This is a genomic window from Vibrio sp. 1249-1, from assembly GCF_033340495.1.
Genome location: NZ_JAWOWJ010000006.1, coordinates 146993 through 166468, shown reverse-complemented (window position 1 = coordinate 166468; position 19476 = coordinate 146993). Strand labels below are relative to the sequence as shown.

General features: G+C 44.6%; 17 protein-coding genes, 1 tRNA gene and 1 riboswitch. Of the genes, 4 read left to right on the top strand and 14 right to left on the bottom strand.

Annotated elements, in window-relative coordinates; all coding sequences use genetic code 11:
* Positions 1-128 precede the first annotated feature (128 nt).
* Both pta and R7Z50_RS13220 read left to right on the top strand, forming a co-directional pair.
* Positions 129-2273, top strand: a complete 2145-nt coding sequence (pta, locus tag R7Z50_RS13225; RefSeq protein ID WP_005380805.1) for a phosphate acetyltransferase — start codon at positions 129-131, stop codon at positions 2271-2273.
* A 343-nt stretch (positions 2274-2616) separates the two neighbouring features.
* Positions 2617-3039: a hypothetical protein gene (locus tag R7Z50_RS13220; RefSeq protein WP_005387269.1), complete on the top strand. Its 423-nt coding sequence runs from the start codon at positions 2617-2619 to the stop codon at positions 3037-3039.
* Positions 3040-3153: 114 nt separating this feature from the next.
* Here R7Z50_RS13220 and R7Z50_RS13215 read toward each other — a convergent pair whose 3' ends face one another.
* The 11 genes from R7Z50_RS13215 to moaA all read right to left on the bottom strand — a co-directional run bounded on the left by R7Z50_RS13215 (position 3154) and on the right by moaA (position 13255).
* A complete protein-coding gene (locus R7Z50_RS13215; RefSeq protein ID WP_042523110.1) occupies positions 3154-4101 on the bottom strand; it encodes a glutathione S-transferase family protein in 948 nt (315 codons plus the stop codon).
* Between the two features lie 167 nt (positions 4102-4268).
* The gene (oppF, locus tag R7Z50_RS13210; RefSeq protein WP_005387265.1) at positions 4269-5282 is read right to left on the bottom strand and encodes a murein tripeptide/oligopeptide ABC transporter ATP binding protein OppF; all 1014 of its coding nucleotides are present in this window, start codon (positions 5280-5282) and stop codon (positions 4269-4271) included.
* The gene (locus tag R7Z50_RS13205; RefSeq protein ID WP_005380792.1) at positions 5261-6232 is read right to left on the bottom strand and encodes an ABC transporter ATP-binding protein; all 972 of its coding nucleotides are present in this window, start codon (positions 6230-6232) and stop codon (positions 5261-5263) included. The genes oppF and R7Z50_RS13205 overlap by 22 nt, the downstream gene beginning before the upstream one ends.
* 27 nt (positions 6233-6259) lie before the next feature.
* Entirely contained in the window at positions 6260-7162 is a 903-nt protein-coding gene (gene oppC / locus R7Z50_RS13200; RefSeq protein WP_176311099.1) for an oligopeptide ABC transporter permease OppC, read from the bottom strand.
* Positions 7163-7177: 15 nt separating this feature from the next.
* Entirely contained in the window at positions 7178-8098 is a 921-nt protein-coding gene (oppB, locus tag R7Z50_RS13195) for an oligopeptide ABC transporter permease OppB (RefSeq protein WP_005380786.1), read from the bottom strand.
* 128 nt (positions 8099-8226) lie between these two features.
* Positions 8227-9903: an ABC transporter substrate-binding protein gene (locus R7Z50_RS13190; RefSeq protein ID WP_017633862.1), complete on the bottom strand. Its 1677-nt coding sequence runs from the start codon at positions 9901-9903 to the stop codon at positions 8227-8229.
* Between the two features lie 531 nt (positions 9904-10434).
* Positions 10435-10890, bottom strand: a complete 456-nt coding sequence (gene moaE, locus R7Z50_RS13185; protein ID WP_005380781.1) for a molybdopterin synthase catalytic subunit MoaE — start codon at positions 10888-10890, stop codon at positions 10435-10437.
* A gap of 1 nt (position 10891) precedes the next feature.
* Positions 10892-11149 (bottom strand): molybdopterin synthase sulfur carrier subunit, encoded by a 258-nt coding sequence (moaD, locus tag R7Z50_RS13180; RefSeq protein WP_005380780.1) that lies wholly within the window; start codon positions 11147-11149, stop codon positions 10892-10894.
* The gene (gene moaC / locus R7Z50_RS13175; RefSeq protein WP_171344337.1) at positions 11146-11625 is read right to left on the bottom strand and encodes a cyclic pyranopterin monophosphate synthase MoaC; all 480 of its coding nucleotides are present in this window, start codon (positions 11623-11625) and stop codon (positions 11146-11148) included. The genes moaD and moaC overlap by 4 nt, the downstream gene beginning before the upstream one ends.
* Before the next feature lie 26 nt (positions 11626-11651).
* Positions 11652-12164, bottom strand: a complete 513-nt coding sequence (gene moaB / locus R7Z50_RS13170; protein ID WP_005388935.1) for a molybdenum cofactor biosynthesis protein B — start codon at positions 12162-12164, stop codon at positions 11652-11654.
* A 101-nt stretch (positions 12165-12265) separates the two neighbouring features.
* The gene (gene moaA, locus R7Z50_RS13165; protein WP_171344338.1) at positions 12266-13255 is read right to left on the bottom strand and encodes a GTP 3',8-cyclase MoaA; all 990 of its coding nucleotides are present in this window, start codon (positions 13253-13255) and stop codon (positions 12266-12268) included.
* A riboswitch (molybdenum cofactor riboswitch) is annotated at positions 13244-13378 on the bottom strand. It overlaps the preceding gene by 12 nt.
* Positions 13379-13553: 175 nt before the next feature.
* On the opposite strand from moaA, the gene R7Z50_RS13160 reads away from it, so the two are divergent.
* A complete protein-coding gene (locus tag R7Z50_RS13160; RefSeq protein WP_005388931.1) occupies positions 13554-14450 on the top strand; it encodes a YvcK family protein in 897 nt (298 codons plus the stop codon).
* 137 nt (positions 14451-14587) lie between these two features.
* Here the strand turns inward: R7Z50_RS13160 and luxU are convergent, their stop codons facing one another.
* The 3 genes from luxU to uvrB all read right to left on the bottom strand — a co-directional run bounded on the left by luxU (position 14588) and on the right by uvrB (position 18656).
* Positions 14588-14932, bottom strand: a complete 345-nt coding sequence (luxU, locus tag R7Z50_RS13155) for a quorum-sensing phosphorelay protein LuxU (RefSeq protein WP_171344339.1) — start codon at positions 14930-14932, stop codon at positions 14588-14590.
* The gene (gene luxO / locus R7Z50_RS13150; RefSeq protein WP_005380768.1) at positions 14929-16335 is read right to left on the bottom strand and encodes a quorum-sensing sigma-54 dependent transcriptional regulator LuxO; all 1407 of its coding nucleotides are present in this window, start codon (positions 16333-16335) and stop codon (positions 14929-14931) included. The genes luxU and luxO overlap by 4 nt, the downstream gene beginning before the upstream one ends.
* Before the next feature lie 290 nt (positions 16336-16625).
* Positions 16626-18656, bottom strand: coding sequence for an excinuclease ABC subunit UvrB (gene uvrB, locus R7Z50_RS13145; RefSeq protein ID WP_017636056.1), 2031 nt, complete (start codon positions 18654-18656; stop codon positions 16626-16628).
* 559 nt (positions 18657-19215) lie between these two features.
* On the opposite strand from uvrB, the gene R7Z50_RS13140 reads away from it, so the two are divergent.
* Positions 19216-19291 (top strand) — tRNA-Asn (locus R7Z50_RS13140).
* Positions 19292-19476 lie beyond the last annotated feature (185 nt).

Below are 19476 nucleotides of genomic sequence, written 5' to 3'. Positions count from 1 at the left end.
CTGGCTAGCCACTCGGCTAGCCAGATTTTCATTCAAACGAATTTCTTAGGGGCTCAACTCCTATTCTTCGAGCTTCATGGAATAAGAGTTGAGCTTTTATCCCCCAAATAGCTAAAGGTACTCTACGAATGTCTCGTACTATTATGCTTATCCCTACTAGCGCAGGCGTTGGCCTAACAAGCGTTAGCATGGGTGTTCTTCGCGCTATGGAGCGTAAAGGCGTTAAAGTTTCTTTCTACAAGCCAATCTGTCAGCCACGTTCAGGTGGTGATCAGCCAGATCTGACTTCAACTATCGTTGGTCGTAACAGCGATATGAAGATCGGTGAACCAATGGCGATGTCTGTTGCTGAAAGCCTAATCGGTAACGACAACATGGACGAGCTGCTAGAAACCGTTGTTGAACGTTACAACCAAATCAACAAAGACGCAGACGTTACGCTAATCGAAGGTCTTGTACCAACTCGTAAGCACCCATTTGCAAACCAAGTAAACGCGGAAATCGCGGCAACACTTGGTGCAGAAATCGTGCTAGTTGCGACTCCAGGTACTGATAACCCTGCGCAACTGAAAGAGCGTATCGAAGTAGCATGTTCTAACTTCGGCGGCACTAAAAACAAAAACATCTCTGGTGTTATCATCAACAAGCTAAACGCTCCTGTTGACGAAGCTGGCCGTACTCGCCCTGACCTATCTGAAATCTTTGACGATGCAGACAGCGCGAAACAAAACGAATTGAAAGTGATGGAAATTTTCAACACTTCTCCAATTCGTGTACTAGGTTGTGTGCCATGGAGCATTGATCTGATTGCGACTCGTGCAATCGACATGGCTAAGCACCTGAAAGCAGATATCATCAACGAAGGTGACATCAACACTCGTCGCATCAAGAGCATCACGTTCTGTGCACGTTCTCTGCCAAACATGATTGAGCACTTCAAACCGGGTTCTCTACTTGTTACTTCTGCAGACCGTCCTGATGTTATCGTTGCTGCTTCTCTTGCTGCAATGAACGGTGTGGATATTGGTGCAGTACTGCTAACTGGCGGTTACGATATCCCTAGCGAAATCGAAGGCCTATGTAAACCAGCATTCGACACTGGTCTACCTATCTTCAAAGCACAAGGTAACACTTGGCAAACGTCTCTAAACCTACAGAGCTTCAGCATCGAAGTACCTGCAGACGATAAAGAACGTATCGAGTTCATCAACGAACACGTTGCTGGCCACATCGACGGTAACTGGATCGAGTCTATGACTGAAGGCACTCAGAAGTCTCGTCGTCTAAGCCCACCAGCGTTCCGTTACCAGCTAACTGAACTTGCTCGTAAAGCAGGTAAGCGTATCGTTCTTCCAGAAGGTGACGAACCACGCACAGTTAAAGCAGCAGCAATCTGTGCTGAACGCGGCATTGCAGACTGTGTACTTCTAGGTAACCCAGATGAAATCCGTCGCGTAGCGGCTCAACAAGGCGTTGAGCTAGGTACTGGTGTAACCATCATCGATGCAGATGCTGTTCGTGAAAACTACGTTGCTCGCCTAGTTGAGTTGCGCGGTGCGAAAGGCATGACTGAAGTTGTGGCTCGTGAGAAGCTACAAGATTCAGTATTCCTTGGCACAATGATGCTTGAGAACGACGAAGTTGACGGCCTAGTTTCTGGTGCTGTTCACACTACGGCGAACACTATCGTTCCTCCGTTCCAAATCATCAAGACGGCACCAAATGCGTCTATCGTATCTTCAGTATTCTTCATGCTTCTGCCTGATCAAGTACTGGTTTACGGTGACTGTGCAATCAACCCAGATCCAACTGCTGAACAGCTTGCTGAAATCGCTATCCAATCTGCTGACTCTGCAGCAGCATTCGGTATCGAACCACGCGTTGCAATGATCTCTTACTCTACTGGTGAATCTGGTAAGGGTGCAGACGTTGATAAAGTACGTGAAGCAACAAAACTGGCTCAAGAGAAACGTCCTGATCTTATCATTGACGGTCCTCTACAGTACGACGCTGCTATTATGGAAAACGTTGCTGCTTCTAAAGCACCAAACTCTCCAGTTGCAGGTAAAGCGACAGTATTTGTATTCCCAGACCTAAACACGGGTAACACAACTTATAAAGCGGTACAACGTTCAGCTGACCTAGTATCTATCGGTCCAATGCTGCAAGGTATGCGTAAGCCTGTAAACGACTTGTCTCGTGGCGCGCTAGTAGACGACATCGTGTACACCATCGCTCTAACAGCTATCCAAGCAGACCAAGAAGCTAAATAATCGCTTCTGACATCTAGTTGGATATAGATACAAAGCCCTCGATTCATCGAGGGCTTTTTCTATTGCTGGCCAGAACACTTATTTGTTTTTTATACCAATCACTGCACAACCTATAATTACTGGTGCGCAAAGCTTTTCTCCCTATCGCCCCACCACACCTAATCGACAATGCTCGCGCTTGTTCTTACACCGATTGACCCATTCCCCAAAATACATTGGCTCCAAGGCAGCACGGCCCCTGTTCAATTTATCGGCATTATTTACGTTTTAGCTAAACTTTTTTGCTAGGAAATACGTAAAAGCTACTGCAATGCACAAACTCATTGACTGCTAAGGAATATATATGAAGGATTTCATCAATACATCACTGATAAAGTTTGGTTTAGCTGCGTTTCTGATTAGTTTTTCTTCATTCAGCTTTTCCGCCTCGAGTATTAAAGGCGTCGATCAAGATATGTCCGGAGGAACGGTGACCGCTGAAATGGCTCATGCTGATGACAATGGGTGGATGGTTGTCCACCGAACAGACGAATCAATGAAGCCTGGCCCTGTTATCGGCTACGCTCCGTTAAAAATGGGAAAGAATGAAAACGTAAATGCAATTTTGATGGAACCAGTAGAATCAGGCGATATGCTGATGTTAATGGTCCACGGAGAGAAAGGTGGCATGAAGACTGGTGTGTTTGAGTATACGCTCGGCGCTAAAGAGGACGGTCCTGTAAAAGTGGACGGAAAGCTAGTGATGGACATCGTACGCGCTAAGTAAGGTGACGATGAATGAAAAAGTAAACTTCCTACTCCCGGTATTTAGATGACACAAAAGTACTTAACGGCATTGCTAACCGTTAAGTACTTTTTCATTTGCGATGGAAGCAGCAAACTAGCCAATCCTTTCTCTTCCATGAGGAGTATTTAGGTCTAAATCAGGCCCTTTTGGTACAACTTGCGTCGGATTAATCCCTGTGTGGCTGAAGTAGTAGTGGCGTTTAATGTGATAGAAATCCGTCGTGTCTTCGACGCCTTCAACTTGATACAACTCTTTTAAGTAGCCTTGTATATTTTCGTAGTCTGCGATGCGCTGCTTGTTACACTTGAAATGCCCCACATACACCGCATCAAAACGAATAAGAGTCGTAAACAAACGCCAATCCGCCTCAGTAATTGTGTTCCCTGCTAAGTAACGATGCGTCGCTAGGTGAGCATCGATTTTATCTAACGCATTAAACAAAGAATCAAACGCTTCTTCATACGCCTCTTGCGTAGTCGCGAAGCCACAACGATACACTCCGTTGTTGACATTCGGATAAACAAAATCGTTCCACTCATCAATAACGTGTTTTAGATGTTCTGGATAGTAGTCGTCGTGATTCCCTGTTAACGCATTGAACTCCGAGTTAAACATACGAATGATCTCTGACGACTCGTTCGACACAATAGTATTGGTCTTTTTATCCCAAAGTACAGGCACGGTTACGCGGCCCGTGTAATCGGGTTTGGCCTGCGTGTAAATTTGATACATGCGCGTGTGACCAAACAATGGCTCAGGAAGCCCCATTTGCCAACCTTGGCTGAGCATATCAGGGCAAACGACCGTGACATCAATATGTGGTTCTAAACCTTTCAGCTTGCGGAAAATGAGGGTTCGATGTGCCCAAGGACAAGCAAGAGAGACATACAAATGGTATCGACCGGACTCTGGCGTAAACTCCGCATCAGGGTCGTTTTTAACCCAGTTACGGAATCCGGCATCTTCGCGCACAAATTTGCCACCATTTGATTTTGTGTCATACCAGACATCTTGCCAAACACCTTCAACCAACTTACCCATGATTGCTCTCCTCTCGTTCTGTTTGTGTCTATATTAGCGTTTCCTATCAAACAGAGAATCATCGAACTTAGGACATCATGTTCAAGAAATTCGAATGTATAAATCAGACACATAAAAAAAGCGCGACCCGATGAAGGTGTCGCGCTTAAGCCCGTCACAGGCTGAATTTATACACTAACGTGTAAACAAGATACCGCGTGAACGTCATTACCTAAAATGGTTGGCTTCGTCTTCGCACACTCTTCGGTTGCTTGTGGGCAACGAGTGCGGAATACACAACCCGACGGTGGGTTGATAGGTGAAGGAAGATCACCCTCTAGCATTTGGATTTTCTTATTGCGCTCAATATCCGGGTCCGGGATCGGAACCGCAGACATCAGCGCACGCGTATATGGGTGCTTAGGATCAGCAAACAGAGCCTCGGCCTCGCCAAGTTCCACGGCATTACCTAAATACATAACTAAAACGCGATCTGAAATGTGTTTAACGACAGACAAGTCATGCGCAATGAATACCAGAGAAAGCCCTAACTCTTTTTGAATCTCTTTAAGTAGGTTAACCACCTGAGCTTGAATAGATACATCAAGCGCCGATACTGGCTCGTCACAAATGATCATCTTAGGCTTAAGGATAAGCGCACGCGCTATCCCGATACGCTGACACTGACCACCCGAGAACTCGTGTGGGTAACGGTTAATCACGTTAGGTAATAGGCCAACTTTCGCCATCATCTCTTTAACGCGATCTTTCACTTCCTGCTTAGACAGTTCTGGATAGAATGTCTCAAGAGGTTCAGCAATGATATCACCAACAGTCATACGCGGATTCAGCGATGCCAATGGGTCTTGGAAAATCATCTGAATTTCTTTACGCGTCTCACGGCGCTGAACGCTTTTCATTTTAGTAAGGTCTTGACCCAACCAAACTACTTGGCCGTCAGTAGCTTCAACCAGACCAATGATGGCACGAGCAAACGTCGATTTACCACAACCTGACTCACCTACTACACCAAGCGTTTCCCCTTCGTATAGTCGAACGTTCACGCCATCTACCGCTTTCAGGCTCGAAGGCTTTGACCACGGCCATGCCGACTTTGAGGCAATGCTGAAGTGAACTTTCAGCTCAGAAATGTCCAGAATTAGTTTTTTGTCTACTGCGTTCATTTGTTCCAAGCCTCCCATTCAGAAAAACATGCACGCTGACGACCATCACCAAATGGTGTCAGAATTGGCGCCTCGCGCTTACAACGATCCATCACACGGTGACAGCGCTCTTGATAAGGGCAGCCCGGCGGTAGACGAAGCAAGTTTGGTGGATTACCAGGAATGGTCGGCAGAATTTCACCCTCAGTATCGAGGCGAGGAATCGCCTTCAGCAGCCCCTCCGCATAAGGATGGCTTGGATTGTAGAAAATTTCGTTTACGTTGCCGTACTCCATAGTACGGCCTGCATACATCACCAGCACCTTGTCACACGAACCTGCAACCACACCAAGGTCGTGCGTGATCATGATGATCGCTGTGTTGAACTCAGATTTCAGCTCATTCAACAAGTCCATGATCTGTGCTTGTACCGTCACATCAAGTGCTGTTGTTGGCTCATCGGCAATAAGCAGTTTAGGACGACATAACAACGCCATCGCGATCATTACACGCTGACGCATACCGCCTGAAAACTCATGCGGGTACATCGTGATACGCTTACGCGCTTCAGGGATTTTTACCGCTTCCAGCATGCGTACTGATTCTTCAAATGCTTCCGCTTTGCCCATGCCTTTGTGCAGCATAAGCACTTCCATCAACTGATCACTCACTTTCATGTAAGGGTTCAGTGATGTCATTGGGTCTTGGAAGATCATTGCGATCTGTTCCGCACGCACTTTGTTCAGTTCTTTTTCCGGTAAGTTTAGGATTTCTTTGCCTTCAAACTTTGCGCTACCAGAAATAATACCGTTCTTAGCCAAAAGGCCCATGATTGCGAATACGGTTTGAGATTTACCTGATCCCGACTCTCCAACGATACCTAAGGTTTCGCCTTGGTTGAGAGAGAAGTTCAAATCGTTTACTGCGGTTACGATACCATCTTGCGTGGTGAATTCGACGCGCAGATCTTTGACATCTAATAAGCTCATCATTGCTTCCTTAATCTTATCTTTTAATTATCTGTCTTTTGGATCCAGCGCATCGCGCAGGCCGTCACCAACGTAGTTGAAGCAGAATAGCGTCACAACCATGAACACTGCTGGGAATGCCAGCTGCCAGATTGCTACTTCCATTGTCTGTGCACCTTCTTGTAGAAGAGCGCCCCAACTTGTCATTGGTTCCTGAACACCAAGACCAAGGAATGATAGGAATGATTCCGTTAGAATCATATTTGGGATAAGCAGCGTAGAGTATACCGCTACAATACCCAGTACGTTCGGTACGATATGACGAGTAATGATTTTCCAGTTGCTTACACCACACACATGTGCCGCTTCGATAAACTCCTTGCTACGTAGACTAAGAGTCTGACCACGTACGATACGCGCCATATCTAGCCATGCGATAGCACCAATCGCAACGAAGATCAGCATGATGTTACGACCGAAGAATGTTACCAGTACAATCACCAGGAACATAAACGGTACCGCGTATAAAATTTCTAGAATACGCATCATTACGCGGTCAACTTTACCGCCGATGAAACCAGATGCTGCGCCGTAGAGCGTACCAATCAGTACCGCTACAAATGCACCCATAACACCTACCATCAACGAAATACGACCTCCAATTAGCGTACGCACGTATAAATCACGGCCTAAGCTGTCAGTACCAAACCAATGGTCAGCATTCGGTGCAACGTGCATCGCGTACCAGTCAGTATCATCAAATGTGTACGGTGCGATCATTGGCAGGATAATAACCGCCAACGTCATTAGAACAAGAAGGAATAAGCTCACCATCGCCGCTTTGTTGCGCATGAAACGGATACGAGCATCTTGCCAAAGACTGCGACCTTCAATCTCCAAGTTTTCGGAGAATTTCTCAATCGCTTCTAGGTTTTCTTTTTTCGTTAACATAACCAAACGTCCCTGTTAGTAGCGAATTTTCGGGTCAATCATTGCAAGTAAAATATCTACAATCGCGTTGAATAGAATGAATAGGAAACCAATCAGAATGGTTACCCCCATTACTAGCGAGTAGTCACGGTTAAACGCAGCGTTAACGAATAGTTTACCAATACCAGGCAGACCAAAAATGGTTTCGATAACAACGGAACCGGTGATGATACCTACGAAAGCTGGGCCCATGTAAGAAACAACAGGGAGAAGTGCCGGCTTAAGAGCGTGTTTGATAATGATATAACGGTAACTTAGACCTTTAGCACGTGCCGTACGAATAAAGTTACTGTTTAGGGTTTCGATCATCGAACCACGCGTGATACGAGCAAAGGTAGCAACATACAGTAGCGACATACCAATAACAGGAAGCACTAAATACTGCCAGCTACCATCTTGCCAACCGCCCGCAGGGAAGATATTCCAATGAAGCGAGAATATGTAGATAAGCGCAGGCGCTAATACAAAGGATGGCATTACGACACCAAGCATCGCAGTCGACATAATGGTGTAATCAATCCAAGTATTTTGCTTGAGCGCAGCAATGGTACCGACGGTAACCCCCATTATCAAAGTAAAGATAAAGGCGATGAAGCCCACTTTAGCCGAAACAGGTAAGGCAACCGCGATCAGCTCGTTTACTGAGTAATCAAGGTATTTAAATGACGGTCCGAAATCACCTTGGATAACATTGGTCAAATACGTGGTGTATTGTTCAAATACAGGTTTATCCAAGCCATATTTAGCTTCGATATTTGCCATTACTTCGGGTGGCAATGGACGCTCTGTCGAGAAAGGGTTTCCCGGTGCAAAGCGCATAAGAAAGAAAGATACGGTGATCAAAACCAACATTGTTGGGATCGCCTCAAATATCCTTTTTGCGATGAATTTAAGCATAAACTCACTCTTTCAGTCTGTGACAGTTAAATTAAAGAAGTCGTCCAATTCTTTTGGACTAAAGATAGGCGCTACATGCAATTTCTCACATGTAGGGCCTCATTTTTATAGTTCTATCGAGTTACGAATTACTCTGTGATGTAGAGATCTTTAGAGTAAATCTTGTCTTCCGCGTTATTTACTGGGAAGCCACCAACTTTCGGTGATAGTAGACGTGATTTCACGTACTGGTAGATAGGTGCGATTGGCATATCTTTGGCCATCAACTTCTCTGCTTCTAGGTAAAGTGCTTGGCGCTCTTCGTCAGAAGTTGAAGCAAATGCTTTGTTCATGATCGCATCGTACTCTTTGCTGTCGTAGTGAATACCACCAGTAGTGTTATTACTCATCATCAGCGTTAGGAAAGATGAAGCTTCGTTGTAGTCGCCACACCAACCTGCACGAGCAACCTCAAAGTTGCCAGAATCTTTGGTAGATAGGTAAGTTTTCCACTCTTGGTTTTCTAGCGTAACGTCTAGACCAAGCGTCTTCTTCCACATTGAACCCAGTGCAACCGCAAGTTTCTTGTGGTTCTCTGATGTATTGTATAGAAGGTTAAATTCAAGAGGGTTGTCTGCGCCGTAACCCGCTTCTTCCAATAGACGCGCAGCTTCTGCGTTACGCTCTTCTTGCGTCATTTTGCCGTATGCAGGAATTTCTGGGTTGAAACCTGCCGTAATTTCAGGTGTTAGGAAGTAAGCTGGCTTTTGACCTTGACCTAAAATCGCATCAGTCACAATGTTACGGTCAATCGCATAAGAAATCGCTTTACGCACACGAACATCATCAAACGGCTTTTTCTTCGTATTGAAGATGTAGTAGTAAGTACATAAGTTACCGGTTACAGACACTTCTTGTGGGTGCTCTTTCTTCAGACGCTTGAAGTGCTCTGTAGGCAGCTCGTTCGTGAAGTCGATTTCACCCGCTAGGAAGCGGTTCATTTCCGCTACTTGGTTCTCGATTGGTAGGAAAGTAACTTGGTCAAGCGTCGTGTTTTCGTTGTCCCAGTACTGTTCGTTACGTTTTAGAACCAAACGCTCGTTTACAACCCAGTTGTCAACAACATAAGCACCGTTACCTACAAAGTTCTCTGGCTTCGTCCATTGATCGCCGAACTTTTCAACAGTTGCTTGATGAACAGGTTTCACTGTCGTGTGGCCCATCATCATTACAAAATATGGTACTGCAGTATCTAACTCAACCACTAACGTGTGATCGTCAACCGCTTTAACACCTAACTCGCTCTTATCTTTTTTACCCGCAACAATGTCTTTTGCGTTCTTCATCTTGGTGTATTCCATGTACCAAGCATATGGAGAGGCGGTTGCTGGATCGACTGCGCGTTGGAAGCTGTAAACGAAATCACCTGCAGTGACAGGATCACCGTTTGACCATTTTGCGTCTTCACGTAAGTGGAAAGTGTATGTTTTGTTGTCTTCAGTTTCCCAAGATTCTGCAACACCAGGGATAGTGTTACCGTCCGCATCTTGGTTTACAAGGCCTTCAAGAAGATCGCGAATCACGTGGGATTCTGGAACACCTTGAGATTTATGAGGGTCTATTGTCGCAACTTCTGTACCGTTACCACGCACCAATTCTTGAACAGCAGCAAGTTTTGGCTCTTTAGAATCAGATTTAGCTTCAGGGGCTGGAGCCGGAGCAGGCTCAGCAGCTTGTTTCTCCGCAGGCTTTTCACCACAACCAGCTAGAGCGAGAGAAAGACCAGCACCAATAAATAAAGCGCGCGTGATTTTATTCTTATACATGCGTAAAACTCCAAATTTTTTCGTTAGCATCCATGACTTCTTTGTAAGGGCCTGGAACGGTCAGAGTTTTAGATTTTTTTAGTGCACTTTCTGAGCACAAAAGTCTAAAACCTTACAAAGACTGCGGCACACATTAGCAATCATTGAAGTAATTTGCCATAAAAATGTAGCAAAAAAACCAATAATGCTGACCAAACCACACATATCTAGCAGTAAACTCTAACTCCAAAGCATTCACCAGCCAAATAAAGACCAGAAGCGACATTTAACAGGCGAAACTTTCGATTAATCTGAGTTTAAACCATTTACTAGCATCTTATGCTAGATATTTACACATCATTTAACATTTATGACAAATCAAGTCTAACAAATAATTGTTTATATATTGGGCAAAAAGCTTTTATTGTGAAGAATATCACCAGACAAAAGATAGGAAATATTGAAACAAAGTGAGCAATACAATGAAGATAAATACAAAAAAAGCTAAGTGCCATTAGCACTTAGCTTTTTTCACTAGAATGCGGGTTAGTTCTATTTTTCCCAACGCTGTGCAGCTTGATGATCGGTGTCGCGCGACTCAATCCAACGATCTTCATTCGTCGTACGCTCTTTTTTCCAAAATGGTGCTTGGGTCTTCAGATAATCCATGATGAACTCGCACGCATCAAATGCCGCGCCGCGGTGCGCACTAGAAACGCCCACAAATACAATTTGATCACCGCTATCCATGTCTCCGACACGATGAATCACGCGTACACCTAATAGTGGCCAGCGAGACTCAGCTTGATCGCAAATGTCGCTCAAGCTCTTCTCTGTCATCCCCGGATAGTGCTCTAGATGTAAACCAATCACATTATCCCCAAGGTTCATATCTCGAACTTTACCAACGAATGTAACGACAGCGCCGGCAGCCGTCCCTTCAGATAGACGTTGATATTCTTGCTCAACCGAAAAGTCTTCAATTTGTACAGAAACACGAGAATCCATCTTAACCCCCAGTTACCGGCGGGAAAAACGCAACTTCATCACCTGCTTTTACTTGTGTATCCAGAGGGACGATAGATTGGTTCACTGCAGCAAGTAGCTTTCCTGACTCGAGTGCTAAATCCCACTTGCCATCTTTCTCAGTGCCTTCTTCCACTAGATGTGCACGAATTGATTCAACCGTTTCAAACGGCCCGTCTAACTCAACACTGTCGATGCCAATCAGCTCGCGAGTTTGAGCAAAGAAAAGTACTTTAATCATGATTCCACCTTAAAGTGACCAGATTTACCACCCGTTTTCTCTAATAGACGAACTTGACCAATGACCATGTCTTTTTGTACTGCTTTACACATATCGTAAATCGTTAGAGCAGCAACGGAAGCTGCCGTGAGCGCTTCCATTTCCACACCAGTTTTACCCGCAAGTTTACATACTGATTCGATGCGAACTTTGTTTTCTGCTTCGATAGCTTCCAGTTGAACTTCAACTTTAGAGAGTAGTAGCGGATGACAAAGTGGAATCAAATCCCAGGTTTTCTTCGCAGCTTGAATACCAGCAATACGAGCCGTCGCAAATACATCACCTTTGTGGTGCTGGCCAGAGACAATCAGTTGAAGTGTTTCTGGGGCCATGTGAACAAATGCTTCAGCATGAGCTTCACGAACCGTCTCCGTTTTTGCTGACACGTCAACCATGTTTGCTTCGCCAGAAGCATTGATATGTGTAAATTGGGTCATTGTTTTTCCTTCGCTTTTAGGAAAGGTTATACAGATAGGTGTGGCATGAAGTTACAAGGGCGATGACTTGCATCCAACTGCTGTTTAATAATTTTTGTCCAGCCTGTGCGGCACGCACCAGTTGAACCAGGCATTGCGAAGATCACGGTGTGGTTAGCAAAACCAGCAATCGCACGAGACTGAATCGTAGACGTACCGATCTCTTCGTACGACACCATACGGAACAACTCACCAAAACCTTCAACTTCTTTATCAAATAGAGGCTTAAGTGCTTCTGGCGTGCTATCACGTGAGGTGAAACCTGTACCGCCAGTAATCATGATCGCTTGTACGCTTTCATCAGCAATCCATTGAGAAACAATCGCGCGGATCTTGTACATGTCATCAATAACAATTTGCTTGTCTACTACGTTGTGACCCGCTTCTTGAGCATGCTCAGCTAGGTAACGACCAGAGGTATCGTTTTCTTCAGTACGAGTGTCAGATACCGTTAGAACGGCAATATTTGCAGGTTGGAATTTGCTTTCAGCGTGACCCATTTGTTCACCTATTCTCTTAATTAGCTTTGATACGCTTGGTATCGATTCGGAAAAAGTTAGAGCCAGCTTATCAGTGAACTCGCTCTAAAAATTGAATGAAGTTAGCCGCCGATAGACGCGAGGTGTGGCGTCATACCAGTATTGCCATCATGCAAGAAATGGCTTACCGACTTGGTTTGTAACTGCGCCTGGATACGTTCAATAAGCTCACTCTCTTGCTCATCACGTTCCAAAAGATCACGCAATTCTACACCGTGGTCTCCAAACAGACATAGGTGCAGCTTACCCATCGCAGAAACGCGCAGTCGGTTGCAGCTTTCACAAAAGTCTTTTTCATAAGGCATGATAAGACCTATTTCACCCTTGTAATCAGGATGAACAAATACTTGCGCAGGACCATCATTATGCGAGCGCACTTTCAGCAACCAACCATTTGCAATTAGCTGGTTACGGATTGCCACTCCGGATACATGGTGCTTATTAAATAGCTCATCCATCTCACCCGTTTGCATCAACTCAATGAAACGCAGTTGGATTGGACGATCTTTTATCCAGTTAAGAAACGCTGGCAGCTCGTGATGGTTCAGATCTTTCATCAACACCACATTAACTTTTACTTGCTCATAACCGACCTCGAACGCACGTTCGATACCATTCATGACTTCAGTAAACTTATTTTCACCTGTGATTTGATGAAACATACGCGGGTCAAGGCTATCCACACTGACATTAATGTGGGTTAAACCCGCTTCACGCCATTCTGCGACTTGTTTTGCCATGCGGTAGCCATTGGTTGTCGTTGCAACTTTTTGAATGCCAGGCGTCGCCGCTACTGAATGGATAATGTCGGTAAAATCTTTGCGTAAGCTAGGCTCACCACCAGTGATGCGCACTTTTGACGTGCCACAATCAGCGAATGCTTTTACGACCCGTTTGATTTCAGGGAGAGATAAAAAAGACGAGTTTTTATTGCCCGAAGGCTTATAGCCATCAGGAAGGCAATAGGTACATTTGAAATTACATACGTCGGTCACAGACAGACGCAAGTAATAAAACTTACGATGAAATTTGTCTTCGAATTGTTGCGCCACGGAACACCTTTCCAAACACGGGAGGCATGGCCATTTCCAATCATGCCCTTGTGACAGTATGCCACTGGCTCAAAACGCCTATCCAAGGACTTAGCAATAGTGAGCTCGGAGTTATGGCAACCAGAGATATGAAATCTCTGATAGCTTTGCGGTGTAAAATACTTAATATTTGTAATGGAATCCAGACTTGAGTGATAAAAAACTCTCTAGAGACACAATTTACCGCTAAGTGAGTACCTTTAAGACACTCCTTAAGATAAATTGTAGCCGTTTTTTATTAGATTATTAGAAGAACATAATGAATATCTACACAGATAAAAAAGTGGTCGCTGTTGGCGGTGGTCATGGCTTAGGTCGAATGCTGGCCGCATTACGAGATTTTGGCAGCAATGCAACTGGGATTGTTGCCACGACTGACAATGGTGGTTCAACAGGAAGAATTCGTCACTGCCAAGGAGGAATCGCTTGGGGAGACACACGTAACTGTATTAATCAGCTCATTACAGAGCCTTCAATCAGTTCGATGATGTTTGAATATCGCTTCAAAGGCACTGGCGAACTTGATGGTCATAATCTTGGTAATTTGATGCTTACTGCACTCGATAACTTATCGGTCAGGCCTTTAGATGCCATTAATCTGATTCGCAATATGTTAAAAGTCGACGTTAACATCCTTCCTATGTCCGAACACCCTTCGGATCTTTCCGCGTTATCCGTAGATGGGAAGTGGGTTACGGGAGAAACAAATGTCGACGAAATGAAAGCAGACCTGCGACGTTTGGACCTTTCACCAGAAGTGCCTGCCACCAAAGAAGCCATCACAGCTTTGGCGGAAGCGGACGCGATTATTCTTGGCCCTGGCAGTTTTTTAACTAGTATCATGCCTCCTTTATTGCTGCCTGAACTCGGCAAAGCGATTGCAGCAAACACAAAAGCAAAAGTCATTTTTGTTGCTAACCTGAGTCCAGAATACGGCCCAGCAGGACGAATGACGATGGCTCAAAAATTAGAATGGTGTGAACGTGCCTGCCAAGGAAGAAAAATAGACGTGGTTCTAGCAGAGAAAACCGAGCAAGACGTCTTAAGTCAATGGAATGTAGTGACGGAGTCACTCGCCTCCTCTAACCGAGACTGGCGTCACGATAGAAACAAGCTCAAACTAGCGATTGAAAATCAGCTACAACTTTCTATCTAGGAGCACGTTTCCTGACTAGCGCCCTCTTTTAAGTTGTTTATTGATAATGAAAACCCTTCTGTCATCGAAGGGTTTTAGTTCAGGCATCCAGTAAGAACAGATGTTTACTAAGAAAAATGGTTAATAGGAATAAATAGCTACTGTCGCCAAGAGCGATAAGCATCTCGAGTTTCGTGCAAAAGATCGAATATAGCCTCTAACTCCTCAGACTCCGCAGTCAACTCACCGACTTTCGCTTTTTTGTCTATGGACATAGCCAGTTCACAAAGGCGATCTGCCCCAAAGCTCGCAGCACTACTTTTCAACGCGTGGCTGATTTCTTTTGAGTAAGCTAATCGCTCTGCCCCCTGCAGTTGGGATAAGTTCTCGATATAGGTATCCATTTCTCCTAGGAAGATATCGAACAGTACAGGTACGTTGTCACTGCCAATTTCCATCGACAGTTCATCTATTTTTTGCTGATTTAATACATTTACACTCATACTTTTTGCCGCTCTTCCTTGCCGTTCCATGCCTGTAACTTGCGGTAAATCGTCGACGGACTGACATCAAGATATCCCGCCGCTCGAGGAATATTGCCATCACATGCTTCAATCGCTTGCTCGATTGCCATTTTTTCCGTCATCCATAATGGCATAATCTCAGATGCGGTCATCGCTTTCGGCTCAATTAATTTAGCCACAGACGACGGACGGTCAAGCGGTTGATTCAACGGGGGCGGTAACATGTCCAACGTAATCTCTTTACCGTTGTTTAGAACAACGATATTGCGTAGCACGTTTTGTAACTGACGAACGTTACCCGGCCACTCATAGCTGTTGAATCGCTCGATGACATCAGGCGCAAAACGTATGAAGCTTTTTCCTTCTTCGTGTGACATGTAACCTAACAGTGAGTATGCAATTTCAATAACATCTTCGCCTCGTTCGCGTAAAGGCGGTAAATGCAAAGGAATGACATACAAACGATAGTACAAATCTTCACGGAATCGACCTTCTTGTACCTCTTTCCAGGGATCACGGTTAGTGGCACAAACAAAGCGCACATCCACGCTCTTCATTTTTGAGGAACCCACTTTTTGGAATGTGCCCGTTTGAATAAATCGTAGCAACTTGGTTTGTAAATCCAAGTCCATCTCACAAAGCTCATCTAGAAAAAGTGTGCCGCCATCCGCTAACTCAGCTGCCCCTTGACGATCATTCGCAGCGCCAGTAAAGGCCCCTTTTACGTGACCAAACAGTTCACTCTCAATCAAATCTTTTGGAATTGCAGCACAGTTAATTGCAATAAAAGGTTTGTCACCACGTTTACTTGCTGCGTGAATAGCCTCGGCACATACCTCTTTACCAGTTCCACTTTCACCTGTGATAAAAATACTCGCTTTACTGCTCGCCGCTGAATCTATCGTACGGTAAACCTGCTGCATGGTTTGGCTACTGCCGATAAACCCCTGATAGCTCTGATTGCCTGGATTATCGGCTTCATTTTTTAGCTTGGTCGCTTTACGAATTGCATTGTTAACCGTGACACGTAAACGGTCTGCTTCACACGGTTTAATTAGAAAGTCTTGTGAGCCATGACGCATGGCCTCGACAGCGGTATCGATAGAACCGTGAGCGGTCATAAAAATTATAGGTACGTCGGGATGACTCTTTTTAACGGCATGTAAAACGTCCATCCCCGTCATATCTGGCAGACGGAGATCGAGTAAAATAAGATCTGGAATTCGATGATTTAGGCTCTCAATGGCATCCCTACCTGTGCCGACAATATTGATATCTATGCCAAGCGGTGTCAGGTATGAGCGGTACAGAGCCGCAACAGATGCGGTGTCCTCGACCATTAAAAGGTAACGAGACTTTGGGCCTTCGGGTTTTTGTTGCATAACCTAGCTATTATTTTGTTGTGTTTTAAACAATAATCGCATTACGCTTTGCATTTTGCAAATAACATTAGCTAAATTATGGGCAAAGGAAAAAATTCAAAAATAATATCAATTATTTAAAAAGTGGCACAAACCATGCTGTAACGATAGTGACCCCTCGGGTCACCTAGCCAACTGACGTTGTTAGTGAACGATATGTTCACAAAACAAGCCAATAGACCCGACTGCCTATTGGCTTCTTTTTTTACAAGCGACCTAAAATGCTTGGATAGTTAAATCGGTAAGTTTGTTCAACTATTTGCGATGAACTGCGCTCGTAGTTTTTCAATCTCGTCACGCTTTTGTGCCGCTAACTCAAATTCTAAATCTTGCGCATGCTGATACATCGCTGCCTCCAGTCGACTGATTTCTTTTTCTAGCTGCTGAGGGGACAGTGCCTCGTAAGTTTGCGAAGGCTCCGCCACTTTCGATAATGGTACCTGTTTAGTGTTACGCTGGCGTTTAGACTTAGTGATATCGCCAAGTTCCATGATGTCTTTGATATTTCGTTTGAGCGCTTGTGGCGAAATACCCATTTCTTCGTTGTACGCTTCCTGCTTCTCGCGACGACGGTTAGTTTCATCCATCGCCTTTTTCATTGAGTTGGTGATTCGGTCAGCGTATAAAATCGCCTTACCTTCGATGTTTCGTGCAGCACGACCAATGGTCTGAATGAGTGAGCGTTCAGACCGCAAGAAGCCCTCTTTATCCGCATCCAAAATTGCAACTAACGAGACCTCTGGCATATCCAGGCCCTCTCTCAATAAGTTTATTCCCACCAGCACGTCAAATTCCCCAAGACGAAGGTCACGGATAATTTCCACACGCTCAACAGTATCAATGTCTGAGTGTAAATAACGTACCTTAACATCATGTTCGTGAAGGTATTCGGTGAGATCTTCAGCCATTCGTTTGGTCAGTGTTGTAACTAGAACTCGTTCATCTTTAGCAGCGCGAATACGGATCTCAGACAATAGGTCGTCGACTTGGGTCGCTACTGGGCGAACTTCCAACTCAGGGTCAAGCAAGCCTGTAGGACGAACGACTTGATCCGCTACATCACCCGCCGATTTTTCTAGTTCATAATTTCCAGGAGTAGCAGAGACGAAAATCGTTTGTGGCGCTAGTGCTTCAAACTCCTCAAACTTCAGTGGACGATTATCCAAAGCTGAAGGTAACCGGAAACCAAACTCCACCAGCGTTTCTTTACGCGAACGGTCGCCTTTATACATGGCACCTATCTGCGGTACTGTCACGTGAGATTCATCGATGATCAACAAGCCATCATGAGGTAAGTAGTCAAACAGGGTTGGTGGCGGCTCACCTTCCGAGCGTCCACTGAGATAACGAGAATAGTTTTCGATACCGGAGCAAAAGCCCAACTCATTCATCATTTCGATATCGAATTGAGTGCGCTGGCTAATTCGCTGCTCTTCCAGTAGCTTGTTGTTATCTAGAAGCTGCTTTTTGCGCACTTCTAGTTCGACTTTAATATTTTCAATCGCTTCAAGAATGCGATCTCTTGGCGTCACATAGTGCGTCTTGGGATAGATGGTATAGCGCGGCAAGTCTCGTTGTTTGACCACGCCTGTCAATGGGTCGAACACACTGATGCAATCCACCTCATCGTCAAACATCTCAACGCGCACAGCGTCTTGGTCTGATTCAGCAGGGAATATATCAATCACCTCGCCACGGACACGGAACTGCCCTCGCTCAAAAGCAACATCATTGCGCGAGTATTGGAGCTCCGCTAGGCGACGAAGCATATCACGCTGATCAATCACATCTCCACGTCGCAAATGAAGCATCATTTGTAAGTAGGATTCCGGATCACCCAAACCATAGATAGCTGAAACCGAAGCAACGATAATAGCGTCTTTCCGTTCCAATAAAGCTTTAGTGGCAGACAGTCGCATTTGCTCAATGTGGGCGTTAACCGAAGCGTCCTTTTCAATGAAAGTATCTGTTGTGGGAACGTATGCTTCAGGTTGGTAGTAATCGTAGTAAGAAACAAAATACTCAACCGCATTATTAGGAAAGAATGACTTCATCTCACCATATAACTGAGCAGCAAGCGTTTTGTTTGGCGCAAGTAATATTGCAGGTCGTTGGGCTTGAGCAATCACATTCGCTAGTGTGAAGGTTTTACCTGAGCCTGTGACCCCCAACAATGTTTGATGTGCTAGCCCAGCATCGAGCCCCTCAAGCAACTGATTGATCGCTCCTGGTTGATCGCCCGACGGCTGATAATCGGAGACCAATTCATAGACTTTACTCATACCCTTCCTCAATTTTACTGCGCTAAGGCTGTATATATATACACCTTAGCTAATGAAATCTACGTCTATCGAGAATTTACCCATCATTGTTAATAAATTTTCTTGTTTGTCTAGAATGCTATAGCCATACAAAAGTGACTCTGATATAGTACTTCGCCCTAGTTGAAGAGCTACACACATTCTTCACATTATAGTTTCCACAACTTTTCCCCAAAAATTAGCTTAAAACTTTCTTATCCCCAAAAGATTGATTTTTATCCACTTTGAATACCTTTTGATTAACATCGATAAATCTCTGTTTTATTTGCTTATTTTACGCATAATTCCGACTAAAAATTCATTAAATAAAAACCTAGTTGCATATCAATTTTCTTTACCCATATCTCATCAACATACTTATCCACAAATTTAGTGGATAACTAACCTCGAGCCTTTACTGGCAAGCCATACAGAAAAGTAAAGCCCTTAACTCAATATTTTTTGCTAAAAATGTATTTTTTTACTGTTGACAGTAGTTTGAGTGCTCGGTAAGATTCTTCCCGCTTTCAAGCAAAGCAATTCCTCCTTAGCTCAGTTGGTAGAGCGACGGACTGTTAATCCGCAGGTCGCTGGTTCGAGCCCAGCAGGAGGAGCCAGATTATAGAAAAGCCGTGTCGCAAGACACGGCTTTTTTGTATCTTAATCGCCATGAAATCTAAGCCAATCTAGGCGCCATAAAATCACACCGAAATAAGTTCAAATTACAGAACTCATAACATTGTCATAGATAGTGTTCTCACAGCACCACACATTTAATTCTGTCTCTTTTCTAGCAAAACAC

Bases quoted from the DNA above. Each gene is read 5' to 3' on its own strand.
- moaC (WP_171344337.1), bottom strand. From the start codon at position 11,625: ATGACCCAATTTACACATATCAATGCTTCTGGCGAAGCAAACATGGTT.
- moaE (WP_005380781.1), bottom strand. From the start codon at position 10,890: ATGGATTCTCGTGTTTCTGTACAAATTGAAGACTTTTCGGTTGAGCAA.
- R7Z50_RS13160 (WP_005388931.1), top strand. From the start codon at position 13,554: ATGAATATCTACACAGATAAAAAAGTGGTCGCTGTTGGCGGTGGTCAT.
- oppB (WP_005380786.1), bottom strand. From the start codon at position 8,098: ATGCTTAAATTCATCGCAAAAAGGATATTTGAGGCGATCCCAACAATG.
- luxO (WP_005380768.1), bottom strand. From the start codon at position 16,335: ATGCAACAAAAACCCGAAGGCCCAAAGTCTCGTTACCTTTTAATGGTC.
- oppF (WP_005387265.1), bottom strand. From the start codon at position 5,282: ATGGGAGGCTTGGAACAAATGAACGCAGTAGACAAAAAACTAATTCTG.
- R7Z50_RS13190 (WP_017633862.1), bottom strand. From the start codon at position 9,903: ATGTATAAGAATAAAATCACGCGCGCTTTATTTATTGGTGCTGGTCTT.
- luxU (WP_171344339.1), bottom strand. From the start codon at position 14,932: ATGAGTGTAAATGTATTAAATCAGCAAAAAATAGATGAACTGTCGATG.
- R7Z50_RS13215 (WP_042523110.1), bottom strand. From the start codon at position 4,101: ATGGGTAAGTTGGTTGAAGGTGTTTGGCAAGATGTCTGGTATGACACA.
- oppC (WP_176311099.1), bottom strand. From the start codon at position 7,162: ATGTTAACGAAAAAAGAAAACCTAGAAGCGATTGAGAAATTCTCCGAA.
- moaD (WP_005380780.1), bottom strand. From the start codon at position 11,149: ATGATTAAAGTACTTTTCTTTGCTCAAACTCGCGAGCTGATTGGCATC.
- R7Z50_RS13205 (WP_005380792.1), bottom strand. From the start codon at position 6,232: ATGAGCTTATTAGATGTCAAAGATCTGCGCGTCGAATTCACCACGCAA.
- pta (WP_005380805.1), top strand. From the start codon at position 129: ATGTCTCGTACTATTATGCTTATCCCTACTAGCGCAGGCGTTGGCCTA.
- uvrB (WP_017636056.1), bottom strand. From the start codon at position 18,656: ATGAGTAAAGTCTATGAATTGGTCTCCGATTATCAGCCGTCGGGCGAT.
- moaB (WP_005388935.1), bottom strand. From the start codon at position 12,164: ATGGGTCACGCTGAAAGCAAATTCCAACCTGCAAATATTGCCGTTCTA.
- R7Z50_RS13220 (WP_005387269.1), top strand. From the start codon at position 2,617: ATGAAGGATTTCATCAATACATCACTGATAAAGTTTGGTTTAGCTGCG.